Source organism: Asaia sp. VD9 (genome assembly GCF_037150015.1).
Taxonomy (GTDB): domain Bacteria; phylum Pseudomonadota; class Alphaproteobacteria; order Acetobacterales; family Acetobacteraceae; genus Asaia.
In genome coordinates this window covers 218,318-232,332 of sequence record NZ_JBBCQM010000003.1, presented here as the reverse complement: position 1 = coordinate 232,332, position 14,015 = coordinate 218,318, and the positions used below count along the sequence as shown (strand labels likewise).

The 14,015-nt window shown below is 61.4% G+C and carries 14 protein-coding genes; 6 read left to right on the top strand and 8 right to left on the bottom strand.

Translation table 11 applies throughout. The annotated features are described in order from the left end of the window. Positions 1–76: 76 nt before the first annotated feature. The gene (gene cobD, locus WFJ47_RS05695; protein WP_336761479.1) at positions 77–1,153 is read right to left on the bottom strand and encodes a threonine-phosphate decarboxylase CobD; all 1,077 of its coding nucleotides are present in this window, start codon (positions 1,151–1,153) and stop codon (positions 77–79) included. 8 nt (positions 1,154–1,161) lie between these two features. On the opposite strand from cobD, the gene cbiB reads away from it, so the two are divergent. Both cbiB and bluB read left to right on the top strand, forming a co-directional pair. Continuing rightward, positions 1,162–2,127 carry an adenosylcobinamide-phosphate synthase CbiB gene (gene cbiB / locus WFJ47_RS05690; protein WP_336761477.1) on the top strand — a complete coding sequence of 322 codons (966 nt, stop codon included), beginning with the start codon at positions 1,162–1,164 and terminating at the stop codon, positions 2,125–2,127. Next, positions 2,124–2,762: a 5,6-dimethylbenzimidazole synthase gene (gene bluB, locus WFJ47_RS05685; RefSeq protein ID WP_336761475.1), complete on the top strand. Its 639-nt coding sequence runs from the start codon at positions 2,124–2,126 to the stop codon at positions 2,760–2,762. The genes cbiB and bluB overlap by 4 nt, the downstream gene beginning before the upstream one ends. A gap of 70 nt (positions 2,763–2,832) precedes the next feature. On the opposite strand, the gene WFJ47_RS05680 is transcribed toward bluB, so the two are convergent. Continuing rightward, positions 2,833–3,786 carry a LysR family transcriptional regulator gene (locus WFJ47_RS05680; protein WP_336761473.1) on the bottom strand — a complete coding sequence of 318 codons (954 nt, stop codon included), beginning with the start codon at positions 3,784–3,786 and terminating at the stop codon, positions 2,833–2,835. Between the two features lie 406 nt (positions 3,787–4,192). Here WFJ47_RS05680 and WFJ47_RS05675 point away from each other — a divergent pair, with 406 nt between their 5' ends. Further along, on the top strand, positions 4,193–4,543 hold the full coding sequence (locus WFJ47_RS05675) for a hypothetical protein (RefSeq protein ID WP_336761471.1): 351 nt from the start codon (positions 4,193–4,195) through the stop codon (positions 4,541–4,543). A gap of 86 nt (positions 4,544–4,629) precedes the next feature. Here WFJ47_RS05675 and WFJ47_RS05670 read toward each other — a convergent pair whose 3' ends face one another. The 3 genes from WFJ47_RS05670 to cobU are packed head-to-tail and all read right to left on the bottom strand — an operon-like array spanning position 4,630 to position 7,177. After that, on the bottom strand, positions 4,630–6,081 hold the full coding sequence (locus WFJ47_RS05670; protein ID WP_336761469.1) for a cobyric acid synthase: 1,452 nt from the start codon (positions 6,079–6,081) through the stop codon (positions 4,630–4,632). Then, complete coding sequence (cobO, locus tag WFJ47_RS05665) at positions 6,078–6,686, bottom strand: cob(I)yrinic acid a,c-diamide adenosyltransferase (protein WP_336761467.1); 609 nt, start codon at positions 6,684–6,686, stop codon at positions 6,078–6,080. Before cobO ends, WFJ47_RS05670 begins: the two co-directional genes overlap by 4 nt. Then, positions 6,683–7,177: a bifunctional adenosylcobinamide kinase/adenosylcobinamide-phosphate guanylyltransferase gene (gene cobU / locus WFJ47_RS05660; protein ID WP_127102633.1), complete on the bottom strand. Its 495-nt coding sequence runs from the start codon at positions 7,175–7,177 to the stop codon at positions 6,683–6,685. The genes cobO and cobU overlap by 4 nt, the downstream gene beginning before the upstream one ends. A 48-nt stretch (positions 7,178–7,225) precedes the next feature. Here cobU and WFJ47_RS05655 point away from each other — a divergent pair, with 48 nt between their 5' ends. Continuing rightward, on the top strand, positions 7,226–8,248 hold the full coding sequence (locus WFJ47_RS05655; protein WP_336761464.1) for a nicotinate-nucleotide--dimethylbenzimidazole phosphoribosyltransferase: 1,023 nt from the start codon (positions 7,226–7,228) through the stop codon (positions 8,246–8,248). After that, positions 8,249–9,022, top strand: coding sequence for an adenosylcobinamide-GDP ribazoletransferase (locus WFJ47_RS05650; RefSeq protein WP_336761462.1), 774 nt, complete (start codon positions 8,249–8,251; stop codon positions 9,020–9,022). It begins immediately after the preceding gene. 94 nt (positions 9,023–9,116) lie between these two features. Here WFJ47_RS05650 and WFJ47_RS05645 read toward each other — a convergent pair whose 3' ends face one another. From WFJ47_RS05645 to WFJ47_RS05635, 3 genes are all read right to left on the bottom strand, one after another. Continuing rightward, the gene (locus WFJ47_RS05645; RefSeq protein WP_127102680.1) at positions 9,117–10,142 is read right to left on the bottom strand and encodes a WD40 repeat domain-containing protein; all 1,026 of its coding nucleotides are present in this window, start codon (positions 10,140–10,142) and stop codon (positions 9,117–9,119) included. Between the two features lie 5 nt (positions 10,143–10,147). Beyond that, positions 10,148–11,110: a GTP-binding protein gene (locus WFJ47_RS05640; RefSeq protein ID WP_127102635.1), complete on the bottom strand. Its 963-nt coding sequence runs from the start codon at positions 11,108–11,110 to the stop codon at positions 10,148–10,150. A gap of 95 nt (positions 11,111–11,205) precedes the next feature. Beyond that, the gene (locus tag WFJ47_RS05635) at positions 11,206–12,579 is read right to left on the bottom strand and encodes an O-antigen ligase family protein (RefSeq protein WP_336761460.1); all 1,374 of its coding nucleotides are present in this window, start codon (positions 12,577–12,579) and stop codon (positions 11,206–11,208) included. Between the two features lie 850 nt (positions 12,580–13,429). Between WFJ47_RS05635 and WFJ47_RS05630 the strand changes: the two genes are divergently transcribed. Continuing rightward, a complete protein-coding gene (locus tag WFJ47_RS05630) occupies positions 13,430–13,897 on the top strand; it encodes a hypothetical protein (protein WP_127102637.1) in 468 nt (155 codons plus the stop codon). The last annotated feature ends 118 nt before the right edge of the window (positions 13,898–14,015 follow it).

Below are 14,015 nucleotides of genomic sequence, written 5' to 3'. Positions count from 1 at the left end.
TGAGACCACACGCATCCCGATCGTTGCGCTCATCAGGGAGATGGATGAGGCCGGAATGCCCCCGATACCCAAGCGTTCAGGACCGTGAACCAGGTCCTGGTCCAGCGAGGGCCCTTGCGAGTCGCGACAGGGTGGATGCTTCTCCGGGCAAACCGAAACGCAGCAAATCCCTGTCCCACTCGAAGCGACGTACGAGCAGGCCAGCCCGGGCCAGATCATCCCAGATCTGTTGCGCGCGCGGCGAGCGGAAAAGGCTGAAGAGCGTGGTGCCGCCTACGTAATCGAGCCCGGCCCGAGTGACGATACGGCGCAGCGCCGCCATCTCGGTGGCGAGGCGGCTTCCCATCTGGGTACGCCAGCGATGATCGGACAGTGCCTCGCGCCCGATATGACAGCCCGGCGTACTCACGGGCCACGGTCCGATAGCAGCGCGCATCGCATGAAGCACTGGATGCGACCCAAGCAGGAAGCCGATCCGGATGCCCGCCAACCCGTAGGTTTTGCCAAATGACCGGCAGATCACCAATCCGGGATGGGGCAGAAGACTGGCTGCGCTCTGAGGTGCAAAATCAGCAAAGGCCTCGTCCAGCACCACGAGGCCGCCCTGTCGCGCATGGCTTGCGGCGAGCGCCGCAATCTCGTCCATCGTCAAACTGTGGCCTGTCGGATTATTGGGGGAACAGATGACGGTGACCATGTGTCTTTGCGGCAGCGCCGAGGCCACGGCGCAGGACGCGGTGAAACTAGGGACATGCTCGACCCCGAAACCGGCTTTTGCCCATGCCGTCTCATGGCCGCTATAGGTCGGCCCCAAGATCCTGACCGAAGACGGCAGGAAGAAGCGTGGCAGGAACACCGGCAGGAGGCCGATCAGCATCTGAGACCCGGCGGCCGCCAGCACATGATCGGCCGACACGCCATAGGCATCTGCGGCGGCCAGACGCAGCGCCTCCTCCTCCAGCGGGTCCGGAAGACGGTTCAGCAAGGCATGATCCATCGGGGAGATGGGATAGGCATGAGGATTGATACCGGTAGAAAGATCGATCCAGGGCGTCGGCGCTTCGGGATAGAGCCTCGCGAGATCGCTCAGCCGCCCGCCATGCGCCGGCCAGGGCGTCATGCTATGCTCAACCCCATCATGCGACCCACTCATACTATGCCATGTTCCTTTCCCTGACCCTTTGCGCCCTTCTGATCGAGGCTGCTTGCGGGTATCCGGACGCCGTGTTCCGCCGGATTGGCCATCCGGTAACATGGATCGGCGCGTTGATCACGGCGCTCGAAAAACGGCTGAACCGGTCAGGCTCGGTCGCGACCTTGCGCGCGTGCGGTCTGGCGGCCCTGATCATGATCGTTGGTGTACCGGTTCTCCTGGCCCTCCTCGTCCAGAGCGCCCTTCGCACCCTGCTGCCTGCACCGCTTGCTTTCATGATCGAAGCTCTCCTCGCCAGCACCCTCCTCGCACAGCGCGCGCTGTACACCCATGTCCATGCCGTTTTGCTCGGGTGGCAGCAAGAAGGGCTGGCAGGGGCACGCCAGACCGTCTCACAGATCGTGGGTCGTGATCCGGAGACACTCGACAGGGCGGGTGTCATACGGGCTGCGATCGAGAGCCTGGCCGAAAATTTTTCGGATGGGGTCGTTGCGCCGGTTTTCTGGATGCTCGCTTTCGGCCTGCCCGGTGTTGTAGCCTATAAGGCGATCAACACCGCTGACAGCATGATCGGTCATCTATCACCGCGCTATCGTGATTTTGGTCGGGCTGCTGCGCTTTGCGACGACTGCCTGAACATTCCTGCCTCGCGCCTCGCCGCCCTGTGGCTATGCAGCGCGGCGCTCCTTGGCCACTGCTCCGTCACCGGTGCCCTGGCTGCCATCCGGCGCGACGCGGCCATGCATCGTTCGCCCAATGCTGGCTGGCCGGAAGCAGCCATGGCAGGAGCCCTCGCTTTGCGTCTCGCCGGTCCCCGGCATTATGCTGGAACCCTTGTCGCCGATTCCTGGATGGGCAACGGAACTGAAGACGCCCGGCCCGACGACCTCGCGAAAGCGTTGGCGCTATACCGCTTGGCCTGCCTGATCCAGGCAGGTTGCGTCACGGCCCTCCTCGCTGGAGTATGGATATGACCGCCCCCGTTTTTGATCAGAGCTTTCGCGATCATCTCGACACGCTTTTCCAGTGGCGGCGCGACGTCCGTCATTTCAGGCGTGACCCGGTTCCGGAACCGGTGCTCGACCATATGCTGGCCCTCACCTGTACCACGCCCTCGGTCGGTCTCAGCCAACCCTGGCGATTCATGCGCGTGGATGATCCCGTGAGGCGACAAGCCGTGAAGGAGGATTTCACGCGCTGCAACGCGCGCGCCCTTGCCGCACGTGACGAAACCGATAGTGGTGATTATGCCCGGCTCAAGCTGGCCGGGCTCGATGATGCGCCCCATCATGTGGCGGTGTTCTGCGAACCCGACCCTCTTCAGGGGCGCGGACTCGGGCGCATGACCATGCCCGAAACCGTCCAGTGGTCGGCCGTGATGGCCATTCATGGCTTCTGGCTCGCGGCACAGGCCCATAACGTCGGGCTGGGCTGGGTGTCGATCCTCGACCCGGACAGGATGAAGACGCTGCTCGACGCCGCGCCGTCATGGCGATTCATGGCGTATCTCTGCGTCGGATATCCGGAGGAGGAACATGATACGCCCGAGCTCGAAAGACGCGGCTGGGAGACACGCGCCCAGGCACGCAAGCACTGGATTCAGCGCTGATCGTCCCCCCTACAGGAAGGACTGGGCTGCCCTCAGAGAGACCCGGCAAGAGAGGGATCTGAGGAAACTGTCAGAGATCCAGAGGGTCGGGAAACACGACATTCGGGCCGGATCCAGGATCGGGGAAAGGGACTCCCTGAGCCGCACAGGCCATCCATTCGACGAAAAGGCGCACTGCTGCCGAGCGCTGTCGGGTCGGATAGGTATAAGCCAGAATACTGCCTGATTCCGCGGCCCACTCGGGCATCAAGCGCTTCAGCCGCGGCGCAAGTGCGGGATCTTCATAGAAGAAACTTGGCAGAACTGAAAAGCCGCGCCCCTGCATCACACTTTCCAGCACGAGATTCATCGGCCCCAGCAGCAAGCATGGTTCGAAGGAGACATGGCGACGCTCCAGCCCACGCGTAAATTCCCATCCGGGCTGTTCCAGGTGGTTGACGTACCCGATGAAGGGGATTTTCGAGAGTTTCTCGAAACTGTCCAGCACACCACTGCGGGAAGCAAGGTCGTGACCGATGACCAGATGGCGCTGAAAACTCCCGATGCGCCGGACATGCAGGGAGGGATCTGACAGGGGGCGGGTCCTGATGGCCACATCGAACCACGTCATCTTGAGGTCGGAAACATCATCGGCCAGCGTGAAGCTGATCTTGCACTCGGGATAACGCTCGGCAAAAGCGTGAATGACTGGCAGAACACGATAACGGCCGTAAGCGGCATTGGCGAGCACACGCAGTTCACCGCGTGGCAGGGATCCATGGTGCTCGGCGTCGAGAAAAGCTGTTTCAATCGCCTCCATCCCCGCCAGACAACGATGATAAAACGCCTCCCCGGCTCGGGTCGGCAGGAGTCCCTTGGAGGTGCGCAACAGGAGATCTGTCTGCAACGACGCCTCAAGGTCGCTAATCGCCTTACTTATAACGCTCTTTGACACCCCTGTGATGCGTGCGGCCCCGGTCACGGAACCAGCCTCAATGACCGCTATGAAATAGGTCATCCCATTGAAATTTATTCTTTTTCTCATGTTTTTACCTCAATGGTCGTTCCAAAAAAGCGAACATCTCGTTGCCAAAACAGCGCTTGTCTTTACGGTATGTTTCTAGAAAACTTCACTTCGTAAAAGTGGATCAATAGCCGAGGCCTCCAGAGTTCAAATTCGTTACCTATCGTTAAACAGTTTCAGCGACGTTCACAGCTAACACTGCATTTACGAATGTCTCATTAGAAAACGCGGCACGTGATTTACATCAAGACCGGAGATCGAAATGCACCATTTCAACACAATGCCAGGCGAACAGAATTCGGCCGTAAATTCGTGGAATATGCCGGTTGAGAACTCCGAATTCGTCAGGAATATACCATCCTCCCATCACGATTACTATGAATCGAAGCTGGTATTCGACGGCGTTGGGTCTGATAAAGAAGTGACAATGTTCGGGGTTGACGGCGGTTTCGCGCTGGACGGCGTACATCAAGACCATGACGACCCCGCCCCTGCCGGAGATCTTCTTGGCGATGCCGTCGCCTTCCTGGGTGCCGATACCGATCTTCTGGGCGAGTCCGAGCGCGGGCCGGTTTCAGTCCGTGTCGTATGGAACTTGCTGGAAAATGTGAGTCGGGTTTATCTGCCGAAGCTCACGCCCTCGAGCGAACGCGATACGGTCTGCCTGTCGGTGAAGGGCGATCCCTACGCCGTACGCGAGAACGGAGTCATGCTCGACGCCCTGAATTATGTGCGCATGCTGTTCTCGGAGCAGGGTCAGGCTTTCGCTGCCATCTGAGGCTGGGGCAGACAAGCGTCCCGCTACAGACGCTGCTCTCTTTCAGACGCCCCTCACGCCTTCGCGAACCTCTCTGGCAAATCTGCTCAGGCCAGAGAGAGCATTCCTTCAATATCGAGATACTGTTCCAAGTGGTCTGCGAGGCCATCGAGAGCGGTGATGATACGGTCCCGGTTCTCGAAGCCCTGTGACGCTTTTCCAAACTGCGCGAGAAAACTCTTCCTTGATTCTGGATGGTCAAACAGACCGTGCAGATATGTGCCGCTCACACGCCCATCGCCAGAGCGAGCACCATCGTGACGCCCCCCGGCAAACCGTATCAAAGGGCGCGCCAGCCCGGCACCCGTGGTTTCCCCGGCATGGATCTCATAGCCGGATACGCAGGATAACGCCGGCAGAATCAGGCCGGTATTTTCCCGTACTGTTTTCGACGCCGCGATAACCGTCTCAATGTCGAGATAGCCCAGCCCCGCACAGGCGCCCGGTTTTCCCTCCACGCCCTCCGGATCGGCAATACGTCTCCCCAACATCTGATAGCCACCGCAAAGCCCCAGAACATGGCCTCCACGACGGTGATGGGCCTTGAGATCGATATCCCATCCCTGGGCGCGGAAGAACGCGAGATCGCTGATCGTTGCCTTCGATCCCGGCAGGATGACGAGATCGCAGGGAGGCAGAACCTGACCCGGCGGGGTGAAGAGCAATGTAATCTCCGGCTCGGCGCGCAGAGCGTCCAGATCGTCAAAATTCGCGATCATGGGCATCAGGGGCACGACCACGCGCAGACTCCCCTCGCCCTGCCAACCAGTCGGAAGATCGCCTGTATCCTCTGGTGGCAACGCGCGCATGGCTGGGAAGAACGGCACGAGCCCGCAATCCTTCCAGCCGGTTCTCTCAGCGATGAAGTCTCTTCCGGGGCCGAAGAGAGAGGGATCGCCGCGCATACGGTTGACGATGAATCCCCTGATCCGATCCCGATCATTTTCGGGCAATACACAGGAGGTTCCAACCAGGCTGGCGATCACCCCACCCCGATCGATATCGCCAATGAGGATCACGGGCAGATCAGCCGCTTCGGCAAAGCCCATATTGGCGATGTCACCCTGCCTGAGATTGACCTCCGAGGCCGATCCTGCCCCCTCGACGAGCACGATATCGGCCTCAGCCTGCAGGTGTCGAAAGCTCTCGAGAACGGAAGGCATCAGCAGGGGTTTGACCTCCTGATACCCTCGCGCCTGCCTCTGGCCCCAGAGCCTGCCCTGGAGAATGATCTGCGAGCCGCATTCGGACTGGGGCTTGAGCAGTACCGGGTTCATATGAACGCTGGGAGCTACGCCGCAGGCGAGCGCCTGGAGCGCCTGTGCTCTGCCGATCTCCCCGCCATCGGCCGTGACGGCAGCATTATTCGACATGTTCTGCGGCTTGAAGGGCCGCACGACCAGACCCCTCCGGGACAAGGCGCGAGCGAGCCCGGCGACGAGGACCGATTTCCCGACATTCGATCCCGTCCCCTGAAACATCAGGGCGCGGGATTTCAAAATTCCACTCCCTGCTGGGCCTTCACGCCCTGACGGAAATGGTGCTTTACCAATGTCATCTCGGTCACCAGATCGGCCTCGTTGAGGAGCCACTCCGGGGCGTTGCGTCCGGTAATGACCACATGCTGCCATGCAGGACGGTTGCGCAACCCTGCCAGAACAGTTGCCTCGTCGAGATAACCATAGCGCAGGGCGATATTGAGCTCGTCGAGCACAACGAGCGCCACGTCCTGCTGCGCCAGGGCCTCCAGCGCCTGCTCCCAGGCACGGGCGCAGGCAGCCACATCGCGCGCGCGGTCCTGCGTCTCCCAGGTAAAGCCCTCCCCAAGGGCATGAAACTGCGCGAGTGTGCCGAACCGCTCGAGGGCCCGACGCTCGCCCGTATCCCAGGCCCCCTTGATGAACTGAACGATCACGACCCGGCGCTCATAGCCGAGCATCCGCAGAGCGAGGCCGAAAGCGGCAGTGGATTTTCCTTTTCCCGGCCCGGTATGGACGGCGATCAGCCCTTTTTCGATCGTCTTCTCCGCAACCTCGCGATCCTGCACTTCCTTGCGGCGCTGCATTTTGACGCGATGGCGATCATTTTCCTCATCCGGGGTCATTTCATCTCCAATGCATGTCCGGCCACCACAAACAGGACGCGACGCGCCTCACATGCCAGCCTTTGATGCAACAGCCCTGCCTCATCCCGAAAGCGCCTGGCAAGTGCGTTCTCAGGCACGATACCGAGCCCGACCTCATTCCCAACGAGAACACTCAACGCTTTGCGTGGGCGCAGCGCTGCGAGCAGCCGCTCCGTCGCCTTGCGGATATCCTGCTCTTCGAGAATAAGATTGGTCAGCCACAAGGTCAGGCAGTCGATCAGCACAGGCCCGTCATGAGCCAGAGCTGGGGCAAGATCGAGCGGCTCCTCAACCGTTTCCCACCCTGGATCACGCTGCGCTCGGTGCAGATCGATCCGGGCGCGCATTTCCTCATCCCAGGCGCGGCCGGTAGCGATATAACGCCAAGGCCCAGGCTCGGCCGTCACCAGTTTTTCGGCATGGCGGCTCTTGCCCGATCTCACGCCACCCAGCACCAGAATGGTGTTCATCGCCCGCTTCCCCTTGCAGAACCCTGCTTATCCCAACAGAAAGGGGCCATGTCACCCTTCCCCTCCCTCAGTGCCCTGCATTCAGCCTGCCTCGCCCTGCCCGCGCCCGATGACGCAGCGCTCGCAGCCATACGGGCACGTGAGGCGGTTCTCACCAAGCCAGCGGGCAGTCTCGGCCAATTGGAAGAGATCGTGGCCTGGTACGGTGCCTGGCGTCCACTTGTGTTGACCCAAGTCGATATCTGTATCTTTGCAGGCAATCATGGGGTTCTCGCCCAGAATGTGTCCTCCTGGCCGGCAAGCGTGACAGCGGCCATGGTCGAAAATTTCGAACAGGGTGGCGCCGCCATCAATCATCTGGCGCAGGTCGCAGGGGCCGGACTACATGTCGTCCCTGTGGGAGCGCTCGCACCCAGCGCGGACCTGACGGAGGCCCCGGCTCTCACCGTTGCACAATTCCTGGAAGCGGTCTCGACAGGCTATGACGCCGTACCCCAGGGCTGCTCCCTGCTGGCCCTTGGCGAGATGGGGGTGGGCAACACCACCGCAGCCGCGGCCATGGCTGCGGCGTTTTTCGGTGAGGATGGACGCTACTGGGCCGGGCGCGGAGCGGGCCTCGATGGTCAGGGCGTGGCGCGCAAGGCGCGTGCCATCGACAAGGCTCTGGCGCTCCACGGACGCAACCATGCCCCCCTCGATCTGGCGCGTCTCTATGGCGGCTGGGAGCTGGCCGCACTCATGGGCGCCACCCTCGCAGCGCGGCATCGGCGCATTCCCGTCCTGCTCGACGGTTTTGTGGTCACGGCGGCTGTGGCTCCCCTGGCCGCCGTGACCGTGACGGGGCTTGCCCATACGCGACTTGCCCACAGATCGCACGAACAGGGCCATCATCAACTGGCGTCGAGGCTCGGTCTGAACCCCCTCCTCGATCTGCAGTTGCGTCTTGGCGAGGGGTCGGGCGCTGCACTGGCCGTCCCGCTTGTGCGTGCGGCCCTCGCCTGTCACAATGGCATGGCAAGTTTCGCAGATGTCGCGATCGACGATAAGAACGAACGAATAAATAATAGCTGAATGATGACTCTACGCGCAGATTTCGCTGCGGGGCTCAGCCTGCTGACACGGCTGCCGACCGGCTGGATTTTTCCCAGGTCGAAAACCATCGATCTGGCCCGATCGAGCTGGTGCTGGCCCCTCATAGGAGGCGCGATCGGTGCCGCAACCGGCACAATCCTGACCGTTGGTGTCATGCTTGGCATGCCCGCGATCGTCGCTACGGGATGGGCTGTGATTTTTCAGCTCTTCCTGACAGGCGCTCTGCATGAGGATGGTTTTGCCGACAGCATGGATGGTCTGTTCGGCGGCCGGACCTCGGAACGGCGTCTGGAAATCATGCGCGACAGCCGCATTGGCAGCTATGGCGCTCTCGCCCTGTGCCTCGCCATACTGCTGCGCGCCGGCACGATGAATGCCCTGGCGGGACAGCCCCTGCATATCATCGCCATTCTGATGACCGCCGGGGCCTTCTCGCGACTGGCGCTGATGCTGCCCATTCTCTGGCTGCGCCCTGCGCGCGCTGACGGTCTGGCGCATGAATTGCGGCATCTGCCCGCACGCTGCCTTCTCGTCGCGATGCTGTTCACGGCCCTGATTGCCAGCTCGCTTTCGATTCTGGGCGCGCTTTCCCTGTTTCTCTTCGCCTGTCTGGCCACATTGGCCCTGTGCAGCGTCGCCTATCGTCTGATCGGCGGGTACACGGGCGATATATTGGGTGCCACGGCCATTATTGTGGAGCTGACCGTATTGAGCGGTGCCAGCCTGAATGGCTTCGACAAGCTTCCTTTCTGAGAGTGTCTCGTCCGAAAGGGGGAGGAGAATTCCCGCCCCCGCCCTCTCAGATCGGCTCGATCCGCCTCAGCGTCGCATTTCTCTCCCGGGCGCCTCAACTGGCCGAGGAGAGATCGATGGCAGCAATCACGCCATCATCCGTACCGAACACCATGACACCACCCAGCGGGGAGAAGGCCAGACCGGTTACCTTGCCGCGCTTGCCGAGGCAGATGGGCAGAACGCGTTCTGAGCCGAGCTCGGCGAGAAGGACCGATCCGTCTTCGAAGCCTGCAGCGATGATATCGTTCTTGGGATGTGCCGCGACGGCGGAACAGAACACGCCGGGCAGCCGGGCGAGCTCGGTAGGCGGTTTGCCCATCGGGCCGCCGCCAAAGAAGGGCCAGAGCACGATGGCATCAGCGCCCGATGTGGCGAGCCAGCGCCCGTTACGGGTGAAGGAAAGCGAGGTCACGCGCTTGGGATAGCCGCTCATGCGCATGTTGTGACTGTCGGACAGGCGCCAGCCATGCAGATCATTCTCCTGCATGGCGGTAACAAGCGCCTCGCCGGCGGGATGAATGGCGAGCGTGGTGTGGCTGCCCTTCCATTCGAGCGGGCGCACCGTATCCACCTTCGCGCCTACAAACCACATCGACACGCCATTATAATGCGAGGCCGCGACGCGCTTGCCCTTAGCATCGAAAACGATGCCGGTAACGGTCGAGGGGTGTTCGAGCGTCTTGAGCGTCGTATCACCGGACGCATTGCGGATTTCGAGCTGCTTGCCGACGGAAAAAGCGATGTGCTCGGTGGTGGTCGCCACGCACTCGACCCAGCGACGGCCCTTGTGCAATGCGGTTACCGTGCCATCGGGCAGGGTACGGCACAGACGGTTATCCTCGCCGCCACTCACGAACCCCGCCTTGCCGGTATCGGGAGCCAGACAGAGCACAGCGCCGTCATGGGCTTCGATACGTAGCCAGGTCTCAGGAAGCTTGAGCCCGGCCACAGGGATGAGAAAGATCTCACCCTCGACCGTACCCAGCGCGAAGGTCTGTCCATCGCGCGCACAGGCGACGGCTGTGACAGGGGAGCCAATGGTCTTTTCCGCGCCACGTGTGGCGAGGAGTTCAGTCATCTCGCTCATGCGCGGCAGCTCTCGAAGCCACGGCGCAACTGCGGACGGTTCAGATTGCGGCCGATGAAGACGATGCGCGATTCCGTGCTGTCACCCTCCTTGCCCTTCCCGATGAAATCGCCATCGGCCATCATGTGGACGGCCTGGAACGCAAAGCGCTCCTCTTTGCCTGCAAAATGCATGATGCCCTTCGAGCGCAGGATATCCGCACCCTGCTCCTGCAGGATCGCACCGATCCAGGCCTGGAAGCGCTGCTCGTCGAGCGGTTCCGCAACAGAGAACGACATGCTGGTCACGCCTTCCTCATGCGAATGCTCATTATTCTCGAGGAAGTCAGGCATGGTTTCGAGGGCGCGTTCGAGATCGAACCCGCCCTGGTCGAGCACCGTGCTGAGCGCCACGGCACTGTGCCGGGCACGATGGATCTGCACGCTGGCATTGATCCCGCGCAGACGGGCTTCGATGGCCTCGAGCCCGGCCTCATCCACCAGATCGGTCTTGTTGAGAATGATCACATCAGCAAACGCGACCTGACGAATGGCCTCGGGACTCTCATCAAGGGTCTGGATCACGTTATAGGCGTCCACGACGGTCACGACGGCGTCGAGACGGGACTTCTCGCGCAGGTTTTCGTCCACAAAAAAAGTCTGGGCCACCGGAGCTGGGTCAGCAAGCCCGGTGGTCTCGACAATGATACCATCGAACTTGCCGCGCCGACGCAGCAAACTACCCAGGATACGGATCAGATCGCCGCGCACGGTGCAGCAGATGCAGCCGTTATTGGTCTCGAACACCTCTTCATCTGCGTCGACCACCAGATCGCCATCGACCCCAAGCTCGCCGAACTCGTTCACGAGCACCGCATATTTGCGTCCATGTTCGCTTGAGAGGATGTGATTGAGCAGGGTGGTTTTCCCGGCACCGAGAAAGCCGGTGAGAACAGTGACGGGGATCTTGGTTTCGGACATCGGCACTCCGGATCTTCGCGAAGAGTTATGGTCGGCTCAGCATATAGGGTGGCAGAGAGGTGAGGAACAGAGGCAGGCTTCAGCGCGCGCGTTGCTCAGCCCTGACGCAGCACGATCGGGCTCCCCGCATGCGTTCCGGCCTCGGGTTCCGGAGCGTCGTCGATGCGGTGCCAGGCTTCGGCAAGCCCCACGCCCAGCAACATGAAAGCCCACCCCCCCAGAGGAAGGTTCAGGAAATCACTGGCTGAGGCGAGCGGCCATTCCTGCACGAAAAACGCGGCGAAAAGGCCGATACGCCAGGCCTGGTGGGCCCCGCGCCACGGCCAGAGGGCACGCAGACAGGCGAACACGAATCCACTGAAGAGAAACAGCCCGGGTACGCCCGCATTGGTCAGCGCCTGCAGATAATGATTATGGGCGTGCTGCACGCAGATGGTCCGCCCGCCGCCATCCACCTCCGTGTTGAACCACGGCAATCCGTGATGATAGATCGGGTGGGAGCAGGCATGGCGGAAGGCGTCATAACCCAGGCCCGTCACCGGATGATACTGGGCCATGATAATGGCGCGGGTGAAGACCTGGCCGTATTGCGACTGCCAGAAATGCGTCATCTGATCGGCCGCGAGAATGACCAGATGATGAAATGCCTGCGGCGCCAGAAAGCGGACCATCAGGACCAGAACCGGCAAGCTGCAGGCCGCCATGATGGCTGCGGGGCGCATCGGTCGATAAAAGGCCGCGCAAACGGCAATTCCCAGCACAGTAAGAACCGTCGGTATGCGTTGCCCGGCGAGCACCATCAGCGCCATGACAGCAATGGCCAGAAGACTCATTGCGACAAAACCCTGCAGACGGATCGCGCGCGCAGGCGGGATACCCTGGCTTCGGCTGCGGGCGACGAGCCCGGCGCAACCCAGCATCATGACGGGCAGGACGAGGCGCGAGAAAGGCGCCGCAGCGCGCGGATGGGCATAAGGCCCGGTCAATGTCCCGTCGATATAGCGGGGATAACCAAAGAGATTATGGCCGAACACCGCCTGGATCACGAATTGCAGGACGAAGTAGAGGCAGCAGATCACGAGCACCCAGCGCATCGCCCCCCGCACGGAAGGGAGACGCAATGTCCAGACCTGCATGGCCGCCGCCATCAAAGGGAAGCGAATTGCCAGACAGGCCTGGGTCAGGGCCTGAGAGGACCCTAGTCCGATATGCGGCAGGGAGCAGACGATTTGCCAGACCCACCAGAGAAGGGCCACGCGTACCCAGAATTGTCGTCCCCAGCCCCAGCCGATCCGCGCCTCTGTCGAATGACCCGAGCCCAGACCGGAGCGTATGAGCAGACCGATTGCCAGCACGTCCATCGCAATTTCGGAAAAGACCCTGCCATGGGTGAGAAACACCGGCATAAGCAGCGTCATCCCGATACCGAGGCGGTCGAGTGCCGAGATGAGACGATCTGTTCTTGTCATGGTTTCGGTGATGCCTCGTCCCAGCATATGGCGCAAGAGAGCCGCTGATTACCTGTCAGGGCTCCAGAAAAAGGACACCACAACTCCTATTAGAGGCTTTTTCATGAAGCGAGGACCGGGCCCGATAGTCGCGCGTGTCTATCGTGGATCCTTCACCGTCAGATCCCGGCCCAACCTGGGATCTCTACAACCCACGCCATACTCTCTTCTGCACCAGATCGATCCCCTCCTCCGGGAAGTGAAGAGAGCAAGCCGCGCTGCCTCCTTTGCATTCCTACGATCAGAAAAACGTGCCGCCAGAACGCTCGCAGGGCGCAGAATTGCGCGTGTATGGCCAGGAAGGACGATGCCCTGTGGCATTATCGAGCGAGGAGTCGCCTGATGCAGATATTCGAGTACCGATTGGGGATCCATCGCTGCCCCGGCAGGCCAGTGAGCTTTTTCGTGCACCCAGCAAACGGCGCGGAGGGATGATCCGAACCCCGGTGAAACAGGGCTTCCCGCCTTTGCCAGAGAAGCCTCGCATCGATCCCGCCCTCGCGATGGTATCGGCCTGTCCGCCTCAGTCCCCTCCTCGTGACGCAGCCATAATAACACAAACGTGATGTCCAGTGCCGAAGGCGCAATATGAAAATCCGGCCCTCATGCGCCTGCATCCGAATGCGGGACGCCGAGGAGGGGTGGGAAAACGCGCCCGCACGACGAGGCATTTCTACCTCGATGGGAGGCGGCACCCTCTCACCGTCTCGCGAGCGCATCCCCTGCACGGGAACGAAAACCGGATCGGAGTGTTAACGCATCACAGTGTTAACGCTGCACAAGCCTTCCCATTCTGAGAGGATCAACAACAATGCGCGCATACACCCGCCGGGCCCTCGCCGCCTCGACATTCGCCGCTGCGGCTCTGGCCATCATGCCGGTTGCGCATGCAGCACCCAAGGCACCCGATGCACTGGGCACGCCGGTCGGCCAGATTACCCTGACCGCCAAATCGGCTGATGTCGGTATCGGTTATACCTGGGGCCAGGGCACTCTGACCTTTGGTCACAAGACCTATCGTTTCAAGATCTCTGGCGGCAACATCGCCGCTGTGGGCTTCTCGAAGATCGAGGCCACGGGCGTCGTCTACAACCTCAAGAACCTGCATGATTTCGATGGTGGCTATGGCGCCCTGAACGGCGATGCCACACTCGACCGCGGGATCGGCGGCGCCATTCTGAGCAACAGCAATGGCGTGAAGATCAAGATCACGACGGCCACGCGCGGTGCGCATCTGGCCGCTGGCGGTCAAGGTCTGTCGTTCCAGATCGAAGACTGAGCGTCCGTCGGTCGTTCAGCGAGAAAGGCGGCCTTCGGGTCGCCTTTTTTTATGGCGTTCTCCAGGCCTGTGCTGCGCGCGCGCTGATCAGGCGCTCTTCCCTGAAAACGCGCCCGAT